The sequence below is a fragment of the Streptomyces sp. NPDC053076 genome, assembly GCF_044546845.1.
Lineage (GTDB): Bacteria > Actinomycetota > Actinomycetes > Streptomycetales > Streptomycetaceae > Streptomyces.
Genome location: NZ_JBITZL010000007.1, coordinates 377,512 through 400,038 on the forward strand (window position 1 = coordinate 377,512; position 22,527 = coordinate 400,038).

The following is a 22,527-nucleotide window of genomic DNA, read 5'->3' on the forward strand; positions in this document are numbered from 1 at the left end:
CGAACCCCCAGCCCCGCGGCGGACACCGCATCCCGCACCCGGCGACGAACCCCCAGCCCCGCGGCGGGACACCGCATCCCGCACCCGGCGATGAACCCCCAGCCCAGCGGCGGACACCGCATCCCGCACCCGGCGACGAACCCCCAGCCCCGCGGCGGGACACCGCATCCCGCACCCGGCGACGAAACCCCAGCCCCGCGGCGGGACACCGCATCTCCACCCCGACTCACCACACGTCACCGCACCCCTCACCACACTCTCCACGGCTTCCCTCACCACACTCTCCACCGCACCGGAACCTCAGATCCCGGCCCAAGCCGAGCGCAGCGCTACGCTGGGCGGGTGACGACCCCCGAAGCCGACCAGTCCCAGCCGCCACGCCCCGAGGAACGGCTGGAACAGGCCGTACGGGTCGCCGAGCAGGCGTTGATCGAGTACGAGATCGCCGTGGAGACGTTCCGCGTCGAGGTCGAGAACTTCTCCCGCCTGCACGAGCAGCGACTCGGCCCGCTCTACCTCCGCATCGAGGAGCTGGACGCGGAGATCGCCGAGGCGAAGGCCGCCCGCACCGGTGACCCCGAGGACATCCGCCGTGCCGCCGAGGCCCGCGCCCACGTGCTGCCGATCCCCGGCGTGGAGGAACTGCTGCACGGCTGGATGGACGGCGACGGCCTGTTCCCGGAGGCCACCGCCATGCTCACCGGCCAGGCGGTACGACCCCCGCAACGGGTGCGGCCCAGCGAGGAGGCCCGCAAGCTCTACCGCGACCTCGCCCGCAAGGCCCACCCCGACCTGGCCCAGGAGGAAGAGGAGCGCAAGCGCCGCGAGGAGTTCCTCAGCCGGGTCAACGCCGCCTATGCCCGCGGTGACGAGACCCTTCTCACGGAGCTGGCCGCGGAGTGGGCCGCCGGTCCGGTGCCGGCCGAGCGTCGTCCGAGCCCCGCCGAGGAGCTGTACGCCCGCCTCGAATGGCTCGCCCAGCGCAAGGAACTGATCGCCCTCGTCGCTCGTGAGCTGGAGGAGGGCGCGATCGCCGGGCTGCTCCGCCTGGCTCCGGACGACCCCGACGGGCTGCTCGACGAGATCGCCGGCCGGCTGCGCGCCGACATCACCCAGCGGGAGGCGGAACTGGCCGCGCTGGTGGGGCAGGACTGAGCCCGACCGTGTTCGGGTAGCGTCGGAGCCATGAATCTCGGAGCTGGTGTGCCCACGGTCCAGGTGACGGACCTCAAGGACGGCGACTTCCTGCTGGACGTCCGCGAGGACGACGAGTGGCAGGCGGGCCACGCCGAGCGCGCGCTGCACATTCCCATGAGTGACTTCGTGGCCCGCTACGGCGAGCTGACCGAGGCCGCCCCGCAGGACGGCCGCGTCCACGTCATCTGCCGCTCGGGCGGCCGCTCGGCCCAGGTCACCATGTACCTGGTGCAGCAGGGCATCGACGCGGTGAACGTCGACGGCGGCATGCAGTACTGGCAGCAGACCGGCCGCGCGGTCGTCACCGACGACGGCAAGCCAGGCTTCGTCCTGTAGCCGGAGCCTCCCGGAACCGGAGCCTCCCGGAACCGGAGCCTCCCGGAACCGGAGCCTCCCGGAACCGGAGCCTCCCGGAACCGGAGCCTCCCCGAACCGGAGCCTCCCGGAACCGGAGCCTCCTGGAACCGGAGCCTTCCGGAGACGGAGCCTTCCGGAACCGGAGCCTCCCGGAGACGGCCGGCGAGCCGCCTCCTCAGCCGAGAGGGTGGGTGGCCAGCAGGTCGCCGAGCCTCTCCTCGTACGCCGCCGCCGGGCCGAGCGCCAGCTCCAGGTGCTTGGCCCAGGCGTGGTAGCGGTGCAGCGGGTAGTCGGTGTCCGCGCCGAACCCGCCGTGCAGATGCTGTGCCGTCTGCACCACCCGTCGTACCCCTTCCGCCGCCCAGATTTTCGCCACGGCGACGTCCCCGGCGGCGGGCAGTGCCCCCGGTGCCCCGGAGGCGATCCGCCACGCGGCCTGCCACAGGGTGGCTTCCATGGCGCGCAGGTCGATGTACCGGTCCGCGGCCTGCACCGCCACCGCCTGGAACGTCGCGATCGGATGCCCGAACTGTTCCCGCTTGCCGGTGTACTCGCCGGTCATCCGCAGCACCCGTTCACCCAGCCCGAGCGCCAGCGCGCACGTCCCGGTCACCAGCAGCGCGTGCAGCCACTCCCAGGCGCCGTCGGCCTCGATCACATCGTGCGGCTCGACCCGTACCGACCGCAGCCGCAGTTCGGCCAGCCGCTCACCGGTGGTGGAGACCTGCTCGGCCAGCGCGACCCCGTCCGCCTCGCGCGGTACCAGCGCCAGCACGGTCCGGCCGGGGGCCGTGCCCTCGGTGTGCGCCGGTACGACGACCAGGTCCGCGTCGTACGCCCACGGCACCGCCGTCTGCACCCCGTCCAGCAGCCACGCCTGCCCGTCCCGCCGCGCGGTGACGGCCGGCTCGGCCGGGTCGTGGCCGGTACGTCCGTGCGCCGCGACGGTCAGCACCAGCTCACCGCGCCCCGCCCGGTCCAGCAGACGGCCGGCCAGCTCCGGGCCGCCGTGGACCTGCACGGCCGCGGCGGCGGCGCTGTGCTCCAGCAGCGGCACCCGCGCCAGTACCTTGCCGGCCTCGCGCAGCACCAGACACAGCGCGATCGCGTCGAGGCCCGCCCCGCCGTGCGTCTCGGCCAGCAGCAGACTCAGCAGGTCCGCGTCGGCGAGCCGGGACCACAGCGCCCGGTCGAAGCCCTCGGCCACGGCGCCGAGGGTGAGCGCCGGACTGGGCACCGCGTCCGGCACCACCCCGGCGAACACCCCTCGCGCCGCCTCGGCCGCCGCCAGCTGCTCCTCGGTGAAGGTGAAGTCCACGGCCTGTCCTCCCGGCGGGTCCAGTCATCTGACGGTCCGTCAAGATAGAACAGGTTCTAGGAGAAGGGAACGGTCATCGAGCGCTCGGATGCCCGGCTCGCCCCATGCCGTTCTCAGCGGTCGAAGTCCAGCTCCACCCGTTCCGTCAGCGGATGCGACTGGCAGGCCAGCACATACCCGGCCTCCGTCTCCTCCGTCTCCAGCGCGAAGTTGCGGTCCATGCGCACCTCGCCCTCGACCAGGAAGGCCCGGCACGTCCCGCACACCCCGCCCTTGCAGGCGTAGGGCGCGTCGGGCCGGTTGCGCAGCACCGTCTCCAGCAGCGACTCCCCGTCCCGCACCGGCCAGGTGCCGCCGCGACCGTCGAGCCGTGCGGTGACGGTGCTGTGCTCGGGCGCCGCGACCGTGGCCGCCGGGGCCGGCCCCCCGTCCACGTGGAAGATCTCCTCGTGGATCCGGTCCCGGGCCACGCCCAGCTCGCGCAGCGTCCGCTCCGCACCCTGCACCAGCCCGTAGGGCCCGCACAGGAACCAGCCCGCCACCCGCTCCACCGGCAGCAGCGCGGGCAGCAGCCCGGCGAGCCGTTCCCGGTCGAGCCGGCCCGACGGCAGGCCCGCCTGCTGCTCCTCCCGGGAGAGCACGGTCACCAGCTGAAGCCGCTGCGGATAGCGGTCCTTCAGGTCGGCGACCTCCTCCAGGAACATCGTGGACGCGGCGGTACGGTCGCTGCGTATCAGGCAGAAGCGGGCCGAGGGTTCACGCGCGAGCAGCGTGGCGACGATGGACAGGACCGGGGTGATGCCGCTGCCGCCGACCACCGCCGCGTACAGGCCGGGCGCCGGTTCCAGCGTGAACCGGCCCGCCGGGGTCATCACCTCCAGCTCGTCCCCGAGGCCGATCTCCTTCAGCGCGTACGTCGAGAAGGCCCCGCCCTCGACCAGCCGCACCCCCACCCGCAGGACGGCCGGGCCCTCGCCGGCCGGGTCGGGGGCGGGCGAGCAGATCGAGTAGGTGCGCCGGATGTCCGTGCCGTCGGTCCGGCGGCGCAGGGCGAGGTGTTGGCCCGGGGCGTGGCGGTACTCCTCACGCAGCTCGGGCGGGACGGAGAAGGTGAGGGCGACGGAGTCGTCCGTGAGCCGGTCGACCGCGGCCACCGGGAGCGGGTGGAAGCGCGCCATCACAACTCCTTGAAGTGGTCGAACGGTTCACGGCAGGCCAGGCAGCGGCGCAGCGCCTTGCACGCGGTGGAGGAGAACCGGCTCAACAGCTCGGTCTCGGCCGAGCCGCAGTGCGGGCAGCGGACCGGCTCGGTCCCGGTCTCCGTGTCCCGTGCGCGGGTCGGGCCCAGGGACAGCGGCACCGGGCCGTCGTCCTGGCGCACCCGCGGGGGAGCGATACCGAACTCCCGCAGCTTCTCGCGCCCTTCGGGGGTGATGTCGTCGGTCGACCAGGCGGGAGCGAGCACCGTGCGGACGGTGACCTCGCGCATGCCGTGGGCGCGCAGTACCCGCTCGATGTCCAGGCTCATCGCCTCGATGGCCGGGCAACCGGTGTAGGTGGGGGTCAGGTCGACCTCCACCGCGTCGGTGCCGTGCACCCGCACCGCGCGGAGCACGCCCAGCTCGCGCAGGGTGAGCACGGGCAGCTCGGGGTCGGGCACCGCCCCGGCCAGCTGCAGCAGTTCCGCCTCCAGGGCGGTGGCGGTCACCATGTCGCTCCCGGATGACTGCGGTGCAGGTGCTGCATCTCGGCGAGCATCCGGCCGAACGACTCGGTGTGCAGGCCCTGCCGGCCGGCGCCCGCCGACCAGGCGCCGGTGCGCGGGCCTTCCGGGACGGTCAGGCCGGCCCGGCCCAGCACGTCGGTGACGGACTCCAGCCAGCGGGCCTCCAGCCCGGCCCGGTCGGTGTCCAGGCCCTCCACCGGCTGGAACATCTCCCCGGTGAAGCGCCACAGCGCGTCCGTGGCCCGCCGCATCCGCTCGTGGCTGGTCTCCGTGCCGTCACCGAGCCGCAGCGTCCACTGCTCGGCGTGGTCGCGGTGATAGGCGACCTCCTTCACCGCCTTCGCGGCAAGCGGGGCGAACGGGCCGTCTCCGCTGGCGAGTTCGGCATAGAGCAGGTGCTGGTACGTGGAGAAGTACAACTGGCGGGCGATGGTGTGCGCGAAGTCGCCGTTCGGCTGCTCGACCAACTGGAGGTTGCGGAAGGCGCGTTCCTCGCGGAGGTAGGCCAGCTCGTCCTCGTCGCCGGCCAGCGACAGCAGGACCCGGGCCTGGCCGAGCAGGTCCAGGGCGATGTTGGCGAGAGCGACCTCCTCCTCCAGGACGGGGGCGTGCCCCGCCCACTCCCCGAGGCGGTGGGAGAGCACCAGGGCGTCGTCGCCGAGGGCGAGCGCGGCGGTCACCGGGACGGTGACGGGGCCGGTGGCGGTCACAGGTGCTTCACCCCTTCCGGGATCTCGTAGAAGGTCGGGTGCCGGTAGGGCTTGTCGGCGGCCGGCTCGAAGAAGGGGTCCTTCTCGTCCGGCGAGGAGGCGGTGATCACGGCGGCCGGGACGACCCAGATGGAGACGCCCTCGCCGCGCCGGGTGTACAGGTCGCGGGCGTTGCGCAGGGCCAGTTCGGCGTCGGGCGCGTGCAGGCTGCCGGCGTGGGTGTGGGAAAGGCCGCGCCGGGAGCGCACGAAGACCTCCCACAGGGGCCAGTCGGTGGTGCTCATGCTCGCGTCGCTCCCGTCCCACCGGTGTCGCCGGTGTGCTTTGCCGCGTAGGCCGCGGCGGCTTCCCGTACCCAGGCGCCCTCCTCGTGGGCGCGCCTGCGCTGGGTGATCCGCTGCTCGTTGCAGGGGCCGTTGCCCTTGAGGACCTCCCAGAACTCCGTCCAGTCGATCGGGCCGAAGTCGTAGTGCCCCCGCTCCTCGTTCCACCTCAGCTCCGGGTCGGGGAGGGTGAGGCCCAGGGACTCGGCCTGCGGGACACAGATGTCCACGAAGCGCTGGCGCAGTTCGTCGTTGGAGTGGCGCTTGATCTTCCACTCCATCGACTGCGCGGAGTGCTGGGACTCGTCGTCGGGCGGGCCGAACATCATCAGCGACGGCCACCACCAGCGGTCGACCGCGTCCTGGGCCATGGCGTGCTGCTCGGGCGTGCCCTTGCCGAGTGCCAGCAGCAGTTCATAGCCCTGGCGCTGGTGGAAGGACTCCTCCTTGCAGATCCGCACCATCGCACGGGCGTACGGGCCGTAGGAGCAGCGGCACAGGGGGACCTGGTTGGTGATCGCGGCACCGTCCACCAGCCAGCCGATCGCGCCGACGTCGGCCCAGGTCAGAGTCGGGTAGTTGAAGATCGAGGAGTACTTCTGGCGGCCGGTGTGCAGCTTGTCGAGCAGTTCGTCGCGGCCGGTGCCGAGGGTCTCGGCCGCGCTGTACAGGTACAGGCCGTGGCCGGCCTCGTCCTGGACCTTGGCCATCAGGATCGCCTTGCGGCGCAGGGAGGGCGCGCGGGTGATCCAGTTGGCCTCCGGCTGCATGCCGATGATCTCGGAGTGCGCGTGCTGGGCGATCTGCCGGACCAGGGTGGCGCGGTAGGCGTCGGGCATCCAGTCGCGCGGTTCGATGCGTTCGTCGGCGGCCACCGCCGCGTCGAAGGCGTGCTGGTAGGCCGCCGTGTCGACGGTGTCCGGTGCGCCGTCCGCCGGTGTGCGGGCCGTGCGCTGCGCGGCTGCTGTGGCCATGCGGTCCCCCTGACCTCGGGCTCTGCGGTGAGCACGGTCCGTTCGATCTGTCCCGACCGATCGTTCGGTCCGTGCGCATCCATGGTGTGCCGGGCCGCCGCGGGGTGTCAACCGCTGTGGAAAACTCGGCGGCGCGGCCGGTGCACGACGTGGTGCAGCGGCCTGTGGACAAGGCGGCGGAGCGGCCTGCGGGCAACGTGGTGGAGCGGCCTGTGGACAATGCTCGAAGCAGGCCGGAGGGCGGGCGAACCGGCGTCCGGTCCGTGCCGCGTGGCGAGGACCACCGCCGTCGGCCCGTACCCGGGGCTGCGCCCGGTGCCCGGGGCTGAGTACCGTTCCGTGCGAGCGCCGAGACGTGGCGCTCGCATAAGCCTGCGGCGCCTGTGACGGGCGCCGCGCAACCGGTCCGACCCGCTCAGCCGATCCGCGGAGCCGGACGGCCGAGTCGAACGACTGAACTGAACGACGAGCTGACCGCATGAGCCGAGACGGGGGACGGGACGGAATGGACGCGTACGACGAGGACTCGCGGGGCCCACAGGCCCCCGCCGGGTCGGCCGGGACGCGTCTCCCGGAAGAACCCCCGGAGCAGCAGCCGCCGTCCCCGCCCCGCACCGGCGTCGCCGCGCTCTCCCCGCGCTACCAGGTCGCCGCGGCACTGGCCCTCGCGGTGGTCGCCGTCGGCGCCGGTGTGCACCTGCTGATGGTGTTCCTCAGCCTGGCGCCCGCGAACACGGTGACGAAGCAGCACGGCCAGGCGGTGCAGGACTGGGTGTATCCGGAGTTCGAGCAGAACTGGAAACTGTTCGCCCCGAACCCCCTCCAGCAGAACATCGCCGTACAGGTCCGCGCCGAGGTACGGATGCGCGACGGCGGCCTGCGCACCAGCGGCTGGACGGACCTGTCCGCCCAGGACGGCGCCGCCATCGACGGCAATCCGGTGCCCAGCCACACCCAGCAGAACGAGCTGCGCCGGGCCTGGGACTTCTTCGCCTCCACGCACGGTGCCGACAACCGTCCGGTGGGCATGCGCGGCTCGCTGTCCGAGCAGTACCTGCGGCGCATCGTGGTGATGCGCCTTTACCGGGACGATCCGACGAGCCGGGGAGGCGTGATCCAACGCGTGCAGGTCCGTTCCAGCACCACCAATGTGCAGCCGCCGTCGTGGAGCCGTGAGCAGATCTCCGCCAAGCCCGTCTACCGCGTGCTGCCCTGGTGGTCCCTGACGTCCGACGAGGCCGCGGGAGGCGTGCGGTGAACAGTCTCTCCCCGACGTTGTCCCGCGGTGTCGCGCGGGTCACCGAGGCGGCCCTCGGGCCGTACCAGAGCGCCGTGATACGGATCGGCTTCGCCGGTACCTGGCTGCTGTTCCTGCTGCGCGAGTTCCCCCACCGCCAGGAGCTGTACGGCCCCTCCGGGCCGTGGGGCTGGAACCTCGCCAAGGAGCTGACCTCCGACAACCACGCCTTCACCGCGCTGCTGTGGTCCGACGGACAGCTCTGGTTCGAGTGCTGCTACACACTGGCCATCCTCGCCGGCGCGGCGCTGGTGCTCGGCTGGCGCACCCGGACCGCCTCCGTGCTGTTCATGGTCGGCGTGCTGTCCCTGCAGAACCGCAGCGTCTTCGTCGGCGACGGCGGCGACAACGTCCTGCACCTGATGTCCATCTACCTGGTCTTCACGCGCTGCGGACAGGTGTGGTCCCTCGACGCCCGCCGCGCGGCCCGCGCCGCCGCGGCACGCGCGCGTGGGGAGCATGTGGCCGCCGACCGGACGGGGCCGGTGCTGTGGGCGGTGTCCGGCCTGGCGCTCGGCACGGCGACGCTGACCGGGCGGTTCGACGGCGACTGGCTGATCCCGGCGCTGCTGTGGACGTACTGGGCGGTCCTCGGCCTGTGGTGGGCCGTCGAACGCCGGGCGGCCTGGTACGAGCCCCGGACCCTGCTGGACGTCCTCGCCAACATCCTGCACAACGGCGCCCTGATCGTGATCATGGCGGAGGCGTGCCTCATCTACGCCACGGCCGGCTGGTACAAGATCCAGGGCTCGCGCTGGCAGGACGGCACCGCCGTCTACTACCCGCTCCACCTGGACTACTTCTCCCCCTGGCCCGCACTCGCCGACCTGATGTCCTCCAGCGGCACGATCATGATGATCGTGGCCTACGGGACGGTCATGGTGCAGGTCGCCTTCCCGTTCACCCTGTTCAACCGGCGGGTCAAGAACGTCCTGCTGGTGCTGATGATGACCGAGCACGCGGTGATCGCGGTCGTCCTCGGCCTGCCGTTCTTCTCGCTGGCGATGATCGCCGCCGACGCGGTCTTCCTGCCGACGTCGTTCCTGCGCCGGCTCGGCGATCTGGCGGCACGCGCGCGTGGGCGGCTCGTCGGGCGCCCCGGTGGTGCGGTCCCGGCGCCGCGCTCCCCGGAGGAGAGCACGGCCGGCCACGTAGGGTTCACCGCATGACCGACCCGTTGACCCGCTGGCGCGCGCACGCGGAGGGGGCCGTCCTGCTCGACGGCTTTCACGCCCTGAAGCACGCGCTGCGCTTCGGCGCCGAGGTGCCGGTCGCGGTCACCACCGACCGGGCGGCCGCACTGGCGCTCGCCGAGGAGCTGGCCGGGGACGTCCGGGGTGCTCTGGACGGCCTGCTGACGGAGGTGCCCGAGCAGGAGTACGCCGCCCTCGTGCCACGCCCCCATCCGACCGGCGTCGCCGCCCTCGCGGTACGGCCGTCGCGCGAGGCCAACCTGCGTACGCTGGCCCGCACGCCTCGCACCGCCCCCGTCGTGGTCCTGGACAACCCCCGCAATCTGGGCAACGCCGGCGCCGTGATCCGGCTGGCGGCCGGCTTCGGGGCCACCGGAGTGGTCACCACGGGCACGCTCGACCCCTGGCATCCCACGGTGGTGCGCGGCGGTGCGGGCCTGCACTTCGCGACCGCCGTGGAACGCCTCGGCGTCGCCGAGCTGCCCGCCGGACCGCTGTTCGCCCTCGATCCGGAGGGCGAGGACATCCGCGGCACCCGGCTGCCCGACGACGCCGTGCTGGCCTTCGGCTCGGAGCGCACCGGTCTGTCGGCGGAGCTCCGCGCCCGCGCCGACCACCTGCTGCGCCTCCCGATGCGCCCCCAGGTCTCCAGCTACAACCTGGCCACCAGCGTGGCGATGACGCTGTACCACTGGAGCGCGACCGGCGGCACACCCACCGCCTAGATCTCCCGCCGCACCTCCACCACCCGGAAGCGGTTGGCCACGAACGCGCTGTCGGTGAGGGCCGCGTTCGCCGCCGGGTTGCCGCCCGAGCCGTGGAAGTCGGAGAAGGCGGCCGTCTGGTTGACGTAGACCCCGCCCGTGAGGTTCAGGGAGAGCTGGGCGGCCTCCTCCAGGCAGACCTCCTCGACGGCCTGTTCGGTGCCCGCGTCCGTGGTGTACGCGCCGACCGTCATCGCGCCCTTCTCCCGGACCGTACGGCGCAGCAGCTCCACCGCGTCCGTCACCGAGTCGACGGCGACCGCGAAGGAGACCGGGCCGAAGCACTCGCTCATGTAGGCGGCCTCATCGTCCGGCTTGGCGCCGTCCAGCTTGACGATGACCGGGGTACGGACCACCGCGTCCGGGAACTCCGGATGGGTGATCTCGCGGGAGGCCAGGGCGACCTCGCCGAGACCGGCCGCGGCCTCCAGGCGGGCCTTGACGTCCGGGTTGACGATCGCGCCCAGCAGGGCGTTCGCGCGCGCGTCGTCACCGAGCAGGCCGTCGACCGCGCGGGCGAGGTCGGCGGTGACCTCGTCGAAGGTCTTGGGGCCCTGGTCGGTGCTGATGCCGTCGCGGGGGACGAGCAGGTTCTGCGGGGTGGTGCACATCTGGCCGCTGTACAGCGACAGCGAGAACGCCAGGTTGGACAGCATGCCCTTGTAGTCGTCCGTGGAGTGCACGAGCACCGTGTTGACGCCGGCCTTCTCCGTGTAGACCTGCGCCTGGCGGGCGTTGGCCTCCAGCCAGTCGCCGAAGGACGTCGACCCGGTGTAGTCGATGATCCGGATATCGGGGCGGGTGGCGAGGGTCTTGGCGATGCCCTCGCCGGGGCGCTCGGCGGCCAGGGCCACCAGGTTCGCATCGAAGCCGGCCGCGGCCAGCACGTCCCGGGCGACCTGGACGGTCAGTGCGAGCGGGAGCACCGCGCGCGGGTGCGGCTTGACCAGCACCGCGTTGCCGGTGGCCAGGGAGGCGAACAGGCCCGGGTAGCCGTTCCAGGTCGGGAAGGTGTTGCAGCCGATGACCAGGGCGGTGCCGCGCGGGACGGCCGTGAACCGCTTGGTGAGGGCCAGCGGGTCGCGCTTGCCCTGCGGCTTGCTCCACTCCGCCGTCTCGGGCGTGCGGACCTGCTCCGCGTACGCGTAGGCCACCGCCTCCAGGCCGCGGTCCTGGGCGTGCGGGCCGCCGGCCTGGAACGCCATCATGAACGCCTGTCCGCTGGTGTGCATGACGGCGTGTGCGAACTCGTGCGTCCGGTCGCTGATCCGCTTGAGGATCTCCATGCAGACCACCGCCCGGGCCTCCGGTCCCGCGTCCCGCCAGGCCCGCTGCCCGGCCCGCATGGCCGGAAGCAGCACGTCGACGTCCGCGTGCGGGTAGGTCACGCCCAGCTCGACGCCGTACGGCGAGACCTCGCCGCCCACCCAGTCGTCCGTGCCGGGTTGGCCGAGGTCGAGCCGGGTGCCCAGCAGGGCGTCGAAGGCGGCCTTGCCCGCAGCCGCGTCCAGGCTGCCGTTCTCGCCGTACGCCTTCGGGTGTTCGGGGTGCGGGGACCAGTACGCGCGCGTGCGGATCGCTTCCAGGGCCTGGTCCAGGGTGGGTCGATGCTTCTCGATCAGCTCGTGGGTGGTCAGTTCGGCGGCCATACGGGACCAACTCCTCGTCTGGAGAGCTCTTCGTCGAGTCCGTGACCTGGGCAGAGGCTGCCAGTCAGGGATAGAGTAACCGAACGATCGGTCGGGACAAGGGGGTCCGGCGGATCTGTGGAAAACGTCGTGCGGGAGGATCGCGCACATGACAGCACTCGACCTCAGTAGCCCCGTGGCCGTCGTCGGCACCGGCACCATGGGTCAGGGAATTGCCCAGGTCGCGCTGGTCGCCGGCCATCCCGTGCGGCTGTACGACGCCGTTCCCGGGCGGGCCGGGGACGCGGCCGAAGCGATCGGCGCCCGCCTCGACCGGCTCGTGGAGAAGGGCCGGCTCGCCGGTGACGACCGGGACGCGGCCCGCGCTCGGCTCAAGGCCGCGGACAGCCTCACGGAGCTGGCCGACTGCGCGCTCGTCGTGGAGGCCGTCCTGGAGCGGCTGGACGTCAAGCAGCAGCTCTTCGGCGAGCTGGAGGAGATCGTCTCCGAGGACTGCCTGCTCGCCACCAACACCTCCTCTCTGTCGGTGACGGCCATCGGCGGCCCGCTGCGCCACCCGGGCCGTTTCGTCGGCCTGCACTTCTTCAACCCGGCGCCGCTGCTGCCGCTGGTCGAGGTGGTCTCCGGGTTCGCCACCGACGTCACGTCGGCCACGCGCGCGTACGAGACCGCCCGCGCCTGGGGCAAGACCCCGGTGGCCTGCGCGGACACCCCCGGCTTCATCGTCAACCGCATCGCCCGGCCGTTCTACGCCGAGGCGTTCGCCGTCCACGAGGCCCAGGCCGCCGACCCCGCGACCATCGACGCGGTCCTGCGCGAGTGCGGCGGCTTCCGGATGGGCGCCTTCGAACTGACCGACCTGATCGGCCAGGACGTCAACGAGTCCGTCACCCACTCGGTGTGGCGGTCCTTCTTCCAGGACGTGCGCTTCACCCCCTCCCTGGCCCAGCGGCGGCTGGTGGAGGCCGGCCGGCTCGGCCGCAAGAGCGGGCGCGGCTGGTACGACTACGCCGACGGCGCCGACCGGCCCGAGCCGCACACCGCCGACAAGGAGAAGCCGCCCGCCTACGTCGTCGCCGAGGGCGACCTGGGCCCCGCGGCCGAGCTGCTCACCCTGGTCCGCGAGGCGGGCATCCAGGTCCGCGAGGAGGACGAGGACAACGGCTCCCGGCTGGTGCTGCCCAGCGGCGGCCACCTGGTCCTCGCCGACGGCCAGACCTCCGCGGAGTTCCGGGACGTCGTCCACTTCGACCTCGCCCTGGACTACCGCACGGCCACCCGGATCGCCCTGTCCGCCTCCCAGGACACCTCGCCGCACACCCTCGCCGAGGCCACCGGACTGTTCCAGGCGCTCGGCAAGGAGGTGAGCGTCATCGGTGACGTCCCCGGCATGATCGTCGCCCGTACGGTCGCCCGGATCGTCGACCTCGCCCACGACGCCGTCGCCAAGGGCGTCGCCACCGAGGAGGACATCGACACCGCGATGCGCCTGGGCGTCAACTACCCGCTCGGCCCCTTCGAATGGGACCGCCGACTCGGCCGCGAGTTCGCCTTCGGCGTCCTGGACGAGATGCACGAGCGCGACCCCTCCGGACGCTACGCGCCCTCCCTCGCGCTCTACCGCCACGCGTACGCCATCGACAAGCGGGAGGGCTCCGTATGACCACGGCCAGACGCGACACCTACACGCCCGAGACGCTGCTCTCCGTCGCCGTGCGGGTCTTCAACGAGCGCGGCTACGACGGCACCTCCATGGAGCACCTGTCCAAGGCGGCCGGCATCTCCAAGTCGTCGATCTACCACCACGTCAGCGGCAAGGAGGAGCTGCTGCGCCGGGCCGTCAGCCGCGCCCTGGACGGCCTGTTCGCCACTCTGGACGAGGAGCACGCGCGCGTGGGGCGGCCCGCCGACCGGCTGGAGCACGTCGTGCGCCGCATGGTCGAGGTGCTCATAGCCGAGCTGCCCTATGTGACGCTGCTGCTGCGCGTGCGCGGCAACACCGAGACCGAGCGGTGGGCGCTGGAGCGCCGCCGCGACTTCGACCACCGTGTGGCCGAACTGCTGAAGGCGGCGGCGGCCGAGGGGGACGTGCGCGGCGACGTGGAGGTCCGCCTGGCCACCCGGCTGGTCTTCGGAATGATCAACTCCATCGTGGAGTGGTACCGGCCGGACGCGCGGGGGGCGAGCGGCCAGGAGGTGTCCGACGCCGTCGTCCGGCTGGTCTTCTCGGGGCTGCGCCAGGACTGACCTCAGCTGTCCGGCTCCAGGTCCTCCTCCTCGAACACCAGCAGCGTGCGGGTGCTGAGCACCTCGGGGATCGCCTGGAGCCGCGTCAGCACCAGCTCACGCAGCGCCCTGTTGTCGGGCGTGTGCACCAGCAGCAGCACATCGAAGTCCCCGCCCACCAGGGCGATGTGCGAGGCACCGGGCAGCAGCCTGAGCTGCTCGCGGACCGTGCGCCAGCTGTTCTGCACGATCTTCAGCGTGATGTACGCGGACGTGCCGTGGCCCGCCCGCTCGTGGTCCACGCGGGCGCTGAAGCCCCGGATCACGCCGTCCTCGACGAGCCTGTTGATGCGCGCGTAGGCGTTGGCGCGCGAGACGTGGACGCGTTCGGCGACGGACCGTATCGAGGCGCGGCCGTCCGCCTGCAGGATCCGCAGGATGTCCTGGTCGATGGCGTCCAGCGGGCGCGGTGGCGGAAGCAGGACACTTTCCTGCGGCCCCTCGGCCATTTGTTCAGGCTCCATGTCCCCCCGCTCCATCGCCGTGGACGTCCTGCGTTCATTCCAGGCTGTGGAGAACCGTTTGTCCACAGCCTGAAGGTGCCTGTAGCCAAAATGTGCCGGCGACCGAACAATCGGTAGGTGAGACGGGTCACTGTCGACCCGTCTCCCGTAGTCGCTCCCACGAGGAGGTGCCGTCATGACGGTTCTGGAGCAGCGGGGCGCGTACCGGCCATCGCCGCCGCCCGCCTGGCAGCCCCGTATGGACCCCGCGCCGCTGCTGCCCGACGCCGAGCCGTACCGCGTCCTCGGCACCGAGTCGGCCGCGAAGGCCGACCCCGGCCTGCTGCGCCGGCTGTACGCCGAGCTGGTGCGCGGGCGCCGTTACAACACGCAGGCCACCGCCCTGACCAAGCAGGGCCGGCTCGCCGTCTACCCCTCCAGCACCGGCCAGGAGGCATGCGAGATCGCCGCCGCCCTGGCGCTCGAGGAGCGTGACTGGCTCTTCCCCAGCTACCGCGACACGCTCGCCGTCGTCGCCCGGGGCGTGGACCCGGTCGAGGCACTCACCCTGCTGCGCGGCGACTGGCACAGCGGCTATGACCCCTACGCCCACCGGGTGGCTCCCCTCAGCACCCCGCTGGCCACCCAGCTGCCGCACGCCGTCGGCCTCGCCCACGCCGCCCGCCTCAAGGGCGACGACGTCGTCGCGCTCGCCATGGTCGGTGACGGCGGCACCAGCGAGGGCGACTTCCACGAGGCACTGAACTTCGCCGCCGTCTGGCAGGCACCGGTCGTCTTCCTGGTGCAGAACAACGGCTTCGCCATCTCCGTCCCGCTCGCCAAGCAGACCGCCGCGCCCTCCCTGGCCCACAAGGCCGTCGGGTACGGCATGCCGGGCCGGCTGGTCGACGGCAACGACGCCGCGGCCGTGCACGAGGTCCTCGCCGACGCCGTACGGCACGCGCGGGCGGGCGGCGGACCGACCCTGGTCGAGGCGGTGACGTACCGCATCGACGCCCACACCAACGCCGACGACGCCACCCGGTACCGGGGCGACGCCGAGGTCGAGGCATGGCGCGCCCACGACCCGATCGAGCTGCTGGAACGCGAACTGACCGCGCGCGGGCTGCTGGACGAGGCCGGTGCCGAGGCGGCCCGGCAGGACGCCGAGACGATGGCCGCCTCCTTGCGGGAGCGCATGAACCGGGACCCCGAACTCGACCCGATGGACCTCTTCGACCACGTCTACGCCGAGACGACCGCCCAACTGCGCGAGCAGCGCGCCCTGTTGCGGGCCGAGCTGGCGGCCGAGCAGGAGCAGCACGGCGAGCACGGCGAGGAGCCCGGCGCACGGGAAGGCGGCGCCCGATGACGACCGTCGCCGTCAAGCCCGCCACCATGGCGCAGGCGCTCACGCGCGCGATGCGCGACGCGCTGGCCGCCGACCCCACCGTGCACGTCATGGGTGAGGACGTCGGCACCCTCGGCGGTGTCTTCCGCGTCACCGACGGGCTCGCCAAGGAGTTCGGCGAGGACCGCTGCACCGACACCCCGCTCGCCGAGGCCGGCATCCTCGGCACCGCGGTCGGCATGGCCATGTACGGCCTGCGGCCCGTGGTGGAGATGCAGTTCGACGCCTTCGCCTACCCGGCGTTCGAGCAGCTGATCAGCCATGTCTCCCGGATGCGCAACCGCACCCGCGGCAGGATGCCCCTGCCGATCACCGTGCGTGTCCCCTACGGCGGCGGCATCGGCGGGGTCGAGCACCACAGCGACTCCTCCGAGGCGTACTACATGGCCACCCCCGGCCTCCATGTCGTCACCCCGGCCACCGTCGCCGACGCCTACGGACTGCTGCGCCGGGCCATCGCCTCCGACGACCCGGTCGTCTTCCTGGAGCCCAAGCGGCTGTACTGGTCGAAGGACACCTGGAACCCCGAGCAGCCGACGGAGGTCGAGCCCATCGGCCGGGCCGTGGTCCGCCGCTCCGGCCGCAGCGCCACGCTCATCACCTACGGGCCGTCGCTGCCGGTCTGCCTGGAGGCCGCCGAGGCCGCCCAGGCGGAAGGCTGGGACCTGGAGGTCGTCGACCTGCGCTCCCTGGTGCCGTTCGACGACGAGACGGTCTGTGCGGCCGTCCGGCGCACCGGTCGCGCGGTCGTCGTGCACGAGTCCACCGGGTTCGGCGGACCGGGCGGCGAGATCGCGGCCCGGATCACCGAGCGCTGCTTCCACCACCTGGAGGCGCCGGTGCTGCGGGTCGCCGGGTTCGACATCCCGTATCCGCCGCCCATGCTGGAGCGGCACCACCTGCCCGGCGTCGACCGCATCCTGGACGCCGTGGCCCGGCTGCAGTGGGAGGCCGAGGGCTGATGGCTCAGGTGCTGGAGTTCAAGCTGCCCGACCTCGGTGAGGGACTCACCGAGGCGGAGATCGTCCGCTGGCTGGTCCAGGTCGGTGACGTGGTGACCGTCGACCAGCCGGTGGTCGAGGTCGAGACCGCCAAGGCGATGGTCGAGGTGCCCTGCCCCTACGGCGGAGTGGTCACCGCGCGCTTCGGCGAGGAGGGCACCGAACTGCCCGTCGGCGCCCCGCTGCTGACCGTCGCCGTGGGCGGAGCGACCGCGGAACCCGAGGGCTCGGGCAACGTCCTCGTGGGATACGGCACCCAGGCCCCGGCGGCACGCCGGCGCCGGGTCCGGGCGGCTACGACCGCAGCCGACGGGCGGACGCGGCAGACCGGGACCGCTCCGACGGGTACGACCACCGCCAACGGGCGGGCACTGAAGCCCGCCATGGCACCCCACGCGCACGGGGGCGCACCGGCGACGCCGCGGACGCCCGCGACCCCGCCGGCGTCCACAGCCGTGCCGGTCGGGGGCCCGGCTCCCGTGATCTCCCCCCTCGTGCGCAAGCTCGCCCGGGACAACGGCGTCGACCTGCGACAGCTGGTCGGCTCCGGGCCGGACGGGCTCATCCTGCGCGCCGACGTCGAGGACGCGCTGCGGGCCGGCACCACGCGCCTGCGAACGGCCGACGAGCAGGCCGTACCGGCCCCGGCGGTCGTACCGGCCCCGGCGGTCGCCGCCCGTGCCGAGGGCGCGGTCCGGATCCCGCTCAAGGGCGTCCGCGGGGCCATCGCCGACAAGCTCTCCCGCAGCCGCCGGGAGATCCCGGACGCGACCTGCTGGGTCGACGCCGACGCGACCGAACTCATGCGTTCCCGGGCCGCGATGAACGCCGCCGGAGGCCCGAAGATCTCCCTCCTGGCGCTGCTCGCCCGCATCTGCACGGCCGCTCTGGCCCGGTTCCCCGAGCTGAACTCCTACGTCGACACCGAGGCCCGCGAGGTCGTCCAGCTCGATCACGTCCACCTCGGGTTCGCCGCCCAGACCGAACGCGGGCTGGTCGTGCCGGTCGTCCGGGACGCCCACGCGCGCGACGCCGAATCCATGACCGCAGAGTTCGCCCGGCTCACCGAGTCCGCCCGCACCGGGACGCTCACACCCGGGGAACTCACCGGCGGAACCTTCACGCTGAACAACTACGGCGTCTTCGGCGTCGACGGCTCCACCCCGATCGTCAACCACCCCGAGGCGGCCATGCTCGGCGTCGGCCGCATCGTCCCCAAACCGTGGGTGCACGAGGGCGAACTGGCCGTCCGCCAGGTCGTCCAGCTCTCGCTCACCTTCGACCACCGGGTGTGCGACGGCGGCACGGCGGGCGGCTTCCTGCGGTATGTGGCGGACTGCGTGGAACAGCCGGCGGTGCTGTTGCGCACCCTGTGAGAGAGGAGCGTGCCCACGCCGTGACGTACGGCAGATCCGGAAAGAGGGGTCGGCAGGACATACTCGGGGGGTGACCGAGACCGCACCCGCCGCTTTCGGGGCGCCCACGCCGTACGACGCCGTCGTGCTGGCCGGCGGCGCCGCCCGGCGGCTCGGCGGGGCCGACAAGCCCGGGGTCCGGGTCGGGGGCCGCGCGCTGCTCGACCGGGTGCTCGCGGCCTGCGCGGACGCCCGGACGACCGTCGTCGTGGCCGCACCCCGGCCCACCCTCCGGCCGGTGCGCTGGGCCCGCGAGGAGCCGCCCGGCGGCGGGCCGGTCGCCGCGCTGGAGGCCGGCCTGCGGTGCGCCACCGCCGGCCACACCGTCGTGCTCTCCGCCGACCTGCCCTTCCTCGAGCGGGACACGGTCCAGGAACTGCTGACCGCCCTTGAGGACCACGGCAGCGACGGCGCGCTGCTCACCGACGCCGACGGTCGCGACCAGCCACTCGTGGCCGCCTACCGCACCGCGGCCCTGCGCCGCGGGCTGACCGCCCTCGCCGCCGCACACGGCGGCCTCACCGGGCTGCCCCTGCGCCGGCTGACCGGCGCCCTCCGCCTCACCCGCGTCCCGGATCCCCTCGCGTCGTTCGACTGCGACACCTGGGACGACATCGCCGACGCCAGGGCACGGATCAGGGAGCATGGGTACGTGTTGGATGAATGGATTTCCGCAGTCAAGGACGAACTGGGCATCGACCTGGACGTCGACACCGGCGTCCTGCTCGACCTGGCCCGTGATGCCGCACACGGCGTGGCCCGACCCGCCGCGCCGCTGACCACCTTCCTCGTCGGCTACGCGGCGGCGAAGGGCAAGGGCGACCCCGAGGCCGTCGCCGAGGCCGCCCGCAAGGCCGCCGCGCTGGCCCTCGGCTGGGAAGAGGAGAGCGACAGCGGCAAGAACGAGAGCACCGGGGGCCCGAGCGCCCCGGACGCCGGATGACCGCCCCCGGCACCCGGGCCGACGCGCCCGCCGAGGAGACCGACGACCTCGACGTCGAGGAGGCCCTGGCACTGGTGAGGGAAGGCCACCGGGAGACCCGGGACGACGGCACGGGCGAAGGCGCGGGCCAGGTGCCCGGACCGTCCCCCCAGCCCGCCGGCGAACCGCCCGCCGAGCGGCACCGGGCCACTGCCTGGCCCCGGGCCCGCGAGATCGCCGCCCGGGCCGGGCGCGCCCACGGCCCGAAGGGCGCGGGAGGCGCCCCCGCCGGCACCCGCCGCGCCCCCGTCGCCGTCTCCCTTGCCGACGCCCTCGGACTGGTCCTGGCCGCGCCTCTCGATGCGCTCACCGACCTGCCCTCCTTCGACACCTCCGCGATGGACGGCTGGGCGGTCGCCGGGCCCGGACCCTGGCAGGTACGGGACGAGGGGGTGCTCGCCGGGCACGCCCAGGGCGAGCCGCTCACCGACGGCGAGGCGGTCCGTATCGCCACGGGTGCCCGCATCCCCGCCGACACCACCGCCGTCCTGCGCACCGAGCACGGCCGGATCGACACCCAGGGCCGGCTGCACACCACCCGCGAGATGTTCCACGGCCAGGACATCCGGCCCCGCGGCCAGGAGTGCCGCAACGGCGACCAGCTGCTGCCCGTGGGCACCCTGGTCACCCCCGCCGTCCTGGGCCTCGCCGCGGCGGCCGGCTACGACACGGTCACCGCCGTGCCGCGCCCCCGCGTCGAAGTCCTCGTCCTCGGCGACGAGTTGCTGACCGAGGGCCTGCCGCACGACGGGCTGATCAGGGACGCGCTCGGTCCCATGCTGCCGCCCTGGCTGCGCGCGCTCGGCGCCGACGTCATCGCCGTCCGCCGGATCGGCGACGACGCCCAGGCGCTCCGCAAGGCGGTCACCGGTTCCAAAGCCGACCTGATCGTCACCACGGGCGGCACCGCGTCCGGACCCGTCGACCACGTCCACCCGATCCTGGAACGCATCGGCGCCGAACTCCTCGTCGACGGTGTCAAGGTGCGCCCCGGCCACCCCATGCTGCTGGCCCGCACCAAGGACCACCAGCACCTCGTCGGCCTGCCCGGCAACCCCCTCGCGGCCGTCTCCGGCCTGCTCACGCTCGCCGAACCGCTGCTCCGCACCCTCGCCGCCCGCCCCGCCCCCGAGCCGTACACGCTGCCGCTCAAGGAGGCGGTGCAGGGACACCCGTACGACACCCGGCTGATCCCCGTGGTGCTGCGCGGTGACCATGCCGTGCCGCTGCACTACAACGGCCCGGCCATGCTCCGGGGCGTCGCCGCCGCCGACGCGCTGGCGGTCGTACCGCCGGGCGGGGCCCGCCAGGGTGAGGAGGCGGAACTGCTGGACCTGCCGTGGGCCGCCGCCGGAATCGGGGTGTGTTTCACGTGAAACTTCCGGGCCACGACGCCATCGCCCGCCAAGCGGACGAACACCTGGTGACCCAACGGGTGAAACTCCCGAGGAAAGTGGTGGAGCGCCCGGTCCGCCAGGTCGTCAAGCGGCTGATCATGGCCCTGCTGGTACTGGTCGCCACCGCGTTCGTCGTCTACGTCGACCGCGACGGCTACCACGACAACTCCGACGGCGCCGTCGACCTGCTCGACTCCTTCTACTACGCGACCGTCACCCTCTCCACCACCGGTTACGGCGACATCACCCCGGTCAGCGACGGTGCCCGGCTCACCAACATCTTCGTCATCACGCCCCTGCGCGTGCTGTTCCTGATCATCCTGGTCGGCACCACGCTGGAGGTCCTCACCGAGCGCACCCGTGATGAGTGGCGCCTGAACCGCTGGAGGTCCACCTTGCGTGACCACACCGTCGTCATCGGCTTCGGCACGAAGGGGCGGTCGGCCATCCAGACCGTCTGCGCGACCGGGCTGAAGAAGGAGCAGGTGGTCGTCGTCGACCCCAGCTCCAAGGCGGTCGACGCGGCGACCGCGGAAGGCTTCGCGGGGGTCATGGGCGACGCCACCCGCAGTGAGGTGCTCAAGCGCGCCGAGGTCCACAAGGCCCGGCAGATCATCATCGCCCCGCAGCGCGACGACACCTCGGTGCTCGTCACCCTGACCGCCCGCCAGCTCAACCGCAACGCCAAGATCGTGGCCGCCGTCCGCGAGGAGGAGAACGCACCGCTGCTCAAGCAGTCCGGCGCCGACGCCGTCATCACCAGCTCCGGTGCGGCCGGCCGGCTGCTCGGCCTGTCCGTGCTCAGCCCCGCCGCCGGCATGGTGATGGAGGACCTCATCCAGCAGGGCAGCGGCCTGGACCTGATCGAACGCCCGGTGGTCCGCGGCGAGGTGGGCAAGAAGCCGCGCGAGACGGACGACCTCGTGGTGAGCGTCGTGCGCGGACACCGGGTGCTCGGTTACGACGATCCGTCCCTCGGCACCCTCCAGCTGACCGACCGGCTGATCGCCATCGTCCGGGCCACCCCGGGCAACCAGGTCACCCCGGACACCCGCCCCCTGCCACACGGGTGACAGGACCGGTGGGGGGTAGCGTCGTCGGCATGCATGCGATCACGATTCCCGAACCTGGTGGTCCCGAGGCACTGGTGTGGGACGAGGTCCCCGATCCGGTACCCGGCGAGGGCGAGGTGCTGGTCGAGGTGGTGGCCAGCGCCGTCAACCGCGCCGACATCCTGCAACGCCAAGGTTTCTACAACCCCCCGCCCGGCGCCTCCCCCTATCCCGGCCTGGAGTGCTCCGGCAGGATCGCCGCGCTCGGCCCCGGCGTCACCGGCTGGTCCGTCGGCGACGAGGTGTGCGCGCTGCTCGCGGGCGGCGGCTACGCCGAGAAGGTGGCCGTACCGGCCGGGCAGCTGCTGCCCGTGCCCGAGGGCGTCGACCTCAGGCAGGCGGCGGCGCTGCCCGAGGTGGTGTGCACCGTCTGGTCCAACGTGTTCATGGTCGCCCACCTGCGTCCCGGCGAGACGCTGCTGGTGCACGGCGGCTCCAGCGGCATCGGCACGATGGCGATCCAGCTCGCCAAGGCCCTCGGCACCGAGGTCGCGGTGACCGCCGGCACCAAGGAGAAGCTGGACTACTGCGCCGAGCTGGGCGCGGACGTGCTCATCAACTACCGCGAGCAGGATTTCGTCGCCGAGATCAGGCAGGCAACCGACGGCGCGGGTGCCGACGTCATCCTCGACAACATGGGCGCCAAGTACCTGGACCGCAACGTCCAGGCCCTCGCCGTCAACGGGCGGCTCGCGATCATCGGCATGCAGGGCGGCGCGAAGGGCGAGCTGAACATCGGCGCGTTGCTGGGCAAGCGGGCCGCGATCAGCGCGACCTCGCTGCGCGCCCGGCCGCTGAGTGAGAAGGCGGCCATCGTCGCCGCCGTGCGCGAGCACGTGTGGCCCCTGCTCGCCGCCGGGCAGGTCCGCCCGGTGGTGGATCGTGAGCTGCCGATGCGGGAGGCGGCGGAGGCACACCGGCTGGTGGAGGCGAGCGGTCACATCGGCAAGGTGCTGCTGGTGGCGCCGTAGC

22 protein-coding genes are annotated in these 22,527 nt (G+C 72.9%); 14 read left to right on the plus strand and 8 right to left on the minus strand.

The features are described 5' to 3' along the window. The first annotated feature begins 342 nt into the window (after nucleotides 1–342). Both ACIGYR_RS28040 and ACIGYR_RS28045 read left to right on the plus strand, forming a co-directional pair. Nucleotides 343–1,155 carry a hypothetical protein gene (locus ACIGYR_RS28040; RefSeq protein WP_399603504.1) on the plus strand — a complete coding sequence of 271 codons (813 nt, stop codon included), beginning with the start codon at nucleotides 343–345 and terminating at the stop codon, nucleotides 1,153–1,155. Nucleotides 1,156–1,203: 48 nt separating this feature from the next. After that, nucleotides 1,204–1,533 (plus strand): rhodanese-like domain-containing protein, encoded by a 330-nt coding sequence (locus tag ACIGYR_RS28045; RefSeq protein ID WP_391846294.1) that lies wholly within the window; start codon nucleotides 1,204–1,206, stop codon nucleotides 1,531–1,533. A 196-nt stretch (nucleotides 1,534–1,729) separates the two neighbouring features. On the opposite strand, the gene ACIGYR_RS28050 is transcribed toward ACIGYR_RS28045, so the two are convergent. From ACIGYR_RS28050 to paaA, 6 genes are all read right to left on the minus strand, one after another. Next, on the minus strand, nucleotides 1,730–2,872 hold the full coding sequence (locus ACIGYR_RS28050; RefSeq protein WP_399603501.1) for an acyl-CoA dehydrogenase family protein: 1,143 nt from the start codon (nucleotides 2,870–2,872) through the stop codon (nucleotides 1,730–1,732). A gap of 113 nt (nucleotides 2,873–2,985) precedes the next feature. Beyond that, nucleotides 2,986–4,050, minus strand: a complete 1,065-nt coding sequence (locus ACIGYR_RS28055; RefSeq protein WP_399603498.1) for a 2Fe-2S iron-sulfur cluster-binding protein — start codon at nucleotides 4,048–4,050, stop codon at nucleotides 2,986–2,988. Next, complete coding sequence (paaD, locus tag ACIGYR_RS28060; protein ID WP_399603495.1) at nucleotides 4,050–4,583, minus strand: 1,2-phenylacetyl-CoA epoxidase subunit PaaD; 534 nt, start codon at nucleotides 4,581–4,583, stop codon at nucleotides 4,050–4,052. The genes ACIGYR_RS28055 and paaD overlap by 1 nt, the downstream gene beginning before the upstream one ends. Beyond that, entirely contained in the window at nucleotides 4,577–5,308 is a 732-nt protein-coding gene (gene paaC / locus ACIGYR_RS28065; RefSeq protein ID WP_399603492.1) for a 1,2-phenylacetyl-CoA epoxidase subunit PaaC, read from the minus strand. The genes paaD and paaC overlap by 7 nt, the downstream gene beginning before the upstream one ends. Beyond that, nucleotides 5,305–5,592 carry a 1,2-phenylacetyl-CoA epoxidase subunit PaaB gene (paaB, locus tag ACIGYR_RS28070; RefSeq protein ID WP_399603489.1) on the minus strand — a complete coding sequence of 96 codons (288 nt, stop codon included), beginning with the start codon at nucleotides 5,590–5,592 and terminating at the stop codon, nucleotides 5,305–5,307. Before paaB ends, paaC begins: the two co-directional genes overlap by 4 nt. Further along, entirely contained in the window at nucleotides 5,589–6,605 is a 1,017-nt protein-coding gene (gene paaA, locus ACIGYR_RS28075) for a 1,2-phenylacetyl-CoA epoxidase subunit PaaA (protein ID WP_391846120.1), read from the minus strand. Before paaA ends, paaB begins: the two co-directional genes overlap by 4 nt. A 505-nt stretch (nucleotides 6,606–7,110) precedes the next feature. Between paaA and ACIGYR_RS28080 the strand changes: the two genes are divergently transcribed. From ACIGYR_RS28080 to ACIGYR_RS28090, 3 genes are read left to right on the plus strand one after another with little or no spacing between them, the layout of a single operon-like run. Further along, nucleotides 7,111–7,863, plus strand: coding sequence for a DUF5819 family protein (locus ACIGYR_RS28080; protein WP_391846296.1), 753 nt, complete (start codon nucleotides 7,111–7,113; stop codon nucleotides 7,861–7,863). Beyond that, a complete protein-coding gene (locus ACIGYR_RS28085) occupies nucleotides 7,860–9,071 on the plus strand; it encodes an HTTM domain-containing protein (protein ID WP_399603486.1) in 1,212 nt (403 codons plus the stop codon). The genes ACIGYR_RS28080 and ACIGYR_RS28085 overlap by 4 nt, the downstream gene beginning before the upstream one ends. Continuing rightward, a complete protein-coding gene (locus tag ACIGYR_RS28090; RefSeq protein ID WP_399603483.1) occupies nucleotides 9,068–9,820 on the plus strand; it encodes a TrmH family RNA methyltransferase in 753 nt (250 codons plus the stop codon). The genes ACIGYR_RS28085 and ACIGYR_RS28090 overlap by 4 nt, the downstream gene beginning before the upstream one ends. Here the strand turns inward: ACIGYR_RS28090 and paaN are convergent. Beyond that, complete coding sequence (gene paaN / locus ACIGYR_RS28095; protein WP_399603480.1) at nucleotides 9,817–11,508, minus strand: phenylacetic acid degradation protein PaaN; 1,692 nt, start codon at nucleotides 11,506–11,508, stop codon at nucleotides 9,817–9,819. The genes ACIGYR_RS28090 and paaN overlap by 4 nt on opposite strands. 148 nt (nucleotides 11,509–11,656) lie before the next feature. Between paaN and ACIGYR_RS28100 the strand changes: the two genes are divergently transcribed. After that, entirely contained in the window at nucleotides 11,657–13,171 is a 1,515-nt protein-coding gene (locus ACIGYR_RS28100; RefSeq protein WP_399603477.1) for a 3-hydroxyacyl-CoA dehydrogenase, read from the plus strand. Further along, entirely contained in the window at nucleotides 13,168–13,755 is a 588-nt protein-coding gene (locus ACIGYR_RS28105; protein WP_391846129.1) for a TetR/AcrR family transcriptional regulator, read from the plus strand. Before ACIGYR_RS28100 ends, ACIGYR_RS28105 begins: the two co-directional genes overlap by 4 nt. A 2-nt stretch (nucleotides 13,756–13,757) precedes the next feature. On the opposite strand, the gene ACIGYR_RS28110 is transcribed toward ACIGYR_RS28105, so the two are convergent. Next, nucleotides 13,758–14,258: an Lrp/AsnC family transcriptional regulator gene (locus ACIGYR_RS28110; RefSeq protein WP_391846131.1), complete on the minus strand. Its 501-nt coding sequence runs from the start codon at nucleotides 14,256–14,258 to the stop codon at nucleotides 13,758–13,760. A 175-nt stretch (nucleotides 14,259–14,433) separates the two neighbouring features. Here ACIGYR_RS28110 and pdhA point away from each other — a divergent pair, with 175 nt between their 5' ends. From pdhA to ACIGYR_RS28145, 7 genes are all read left to right on the plus strand, one after another. Then, nucleotides 14,434–15,609, plus strand: coding sequence for a pyruvate dehydrogenase (acetyl-transferring) E1 component subunit alpha (gene pdhA / locus ACIGYR_RS28115; protein WP_399603472.1), 1,176 nt, complete (start codon nucleotides 14,434–14,436; stop codon nucleotides 15,607–15,609). Further along, nucleotides 15,606–16,610: an alpha-ketoacid dehydrogenase subunit beta gene (locus ACIGYR_RS28120; RefSeq protein WP_391846135.1), complete on the plus strand. Its 1,005-nt coding sequence runs from the start codon at nucleotides 15,606–15,608 to the stop codon at nucleotides 16,608–16,610. The genes pdhA and ACIGYR_RS28120 overlap by 4 nt, the downstream gene beginning before the upstream one ends. Further along, a complete protein-coding gene (locus ACIGYR_RS28125; RefSeq protein ID WP_399603468.1) occupies nucleotides 16,610–18,025 on the plus strand; it encodes a dihydrolipoamide acetyltransferase family protein in 1,416 nt (471 codons plus the stop codon). Before ACIGYR_RS28120 ends, ACIGYR_RS28125 begins: the two co-directional genes overlap by 1 nt. Nucleotides 18,026–18,095: 70 nt before the next feature. Beyond that, the gene (locus ACIGYR_RS28130) at nucleotides 18,096–19,007 is read left to right on the plus strand and encodes an NTP transferase domain-containing protein (protein WP_399603465.1); all 912 of its coding nucleotides are present in this window, start codon (nucleotides 18,096–18,098) and stop codon (nucleotides 19,005–19,007) included. Next, complete coding sequence (locus tag ACIGYR_RS28135) at nucleotides 19,004–20,422, plus strand: molybdopterin molybdotransferase MoeA (RefSeq protein WP_399603462.1); 1,419 nt, start codon at nucleotides 19,004–19,006, stop codon at nucleotides 20,420–20,422. The genes ACIGYR_RS28130 and ACIGYR_RS28135 overlap by 4 nt, the downstream gene beginning before the upstream one ends. After that, nucleotides 20,419–21,516, plus strand: coding sequence for a potassium channel family protein (locus ACIGYR_RS28140; protein WP_399603460.1), 1,098 nt, complete (start codon nucleotides 20,419–20,421; stop codon nucleotides 21,514–21,516). Before ACIGYR_RS28135 ends, ACIGYR_RS28140 begins: the two co-directional genes overlap by 4 nt. 29 nt (nucleotides 21,517–21,545) lie before the next feature. Continuing rightward, complete coding sequence (locus tag ACIGYR_RS28145) at nucleotides 21,546–22,526, plus strand: NAD(P)H-quinone oxidoreductase (protein WP_399603457.1); 981 nt, start codon at nucleotides 21,546–21,548, stop codon at nucleotides 22,524–22,526. Nucleotide 22,527 lies beyond the last annotated feature (1 nt).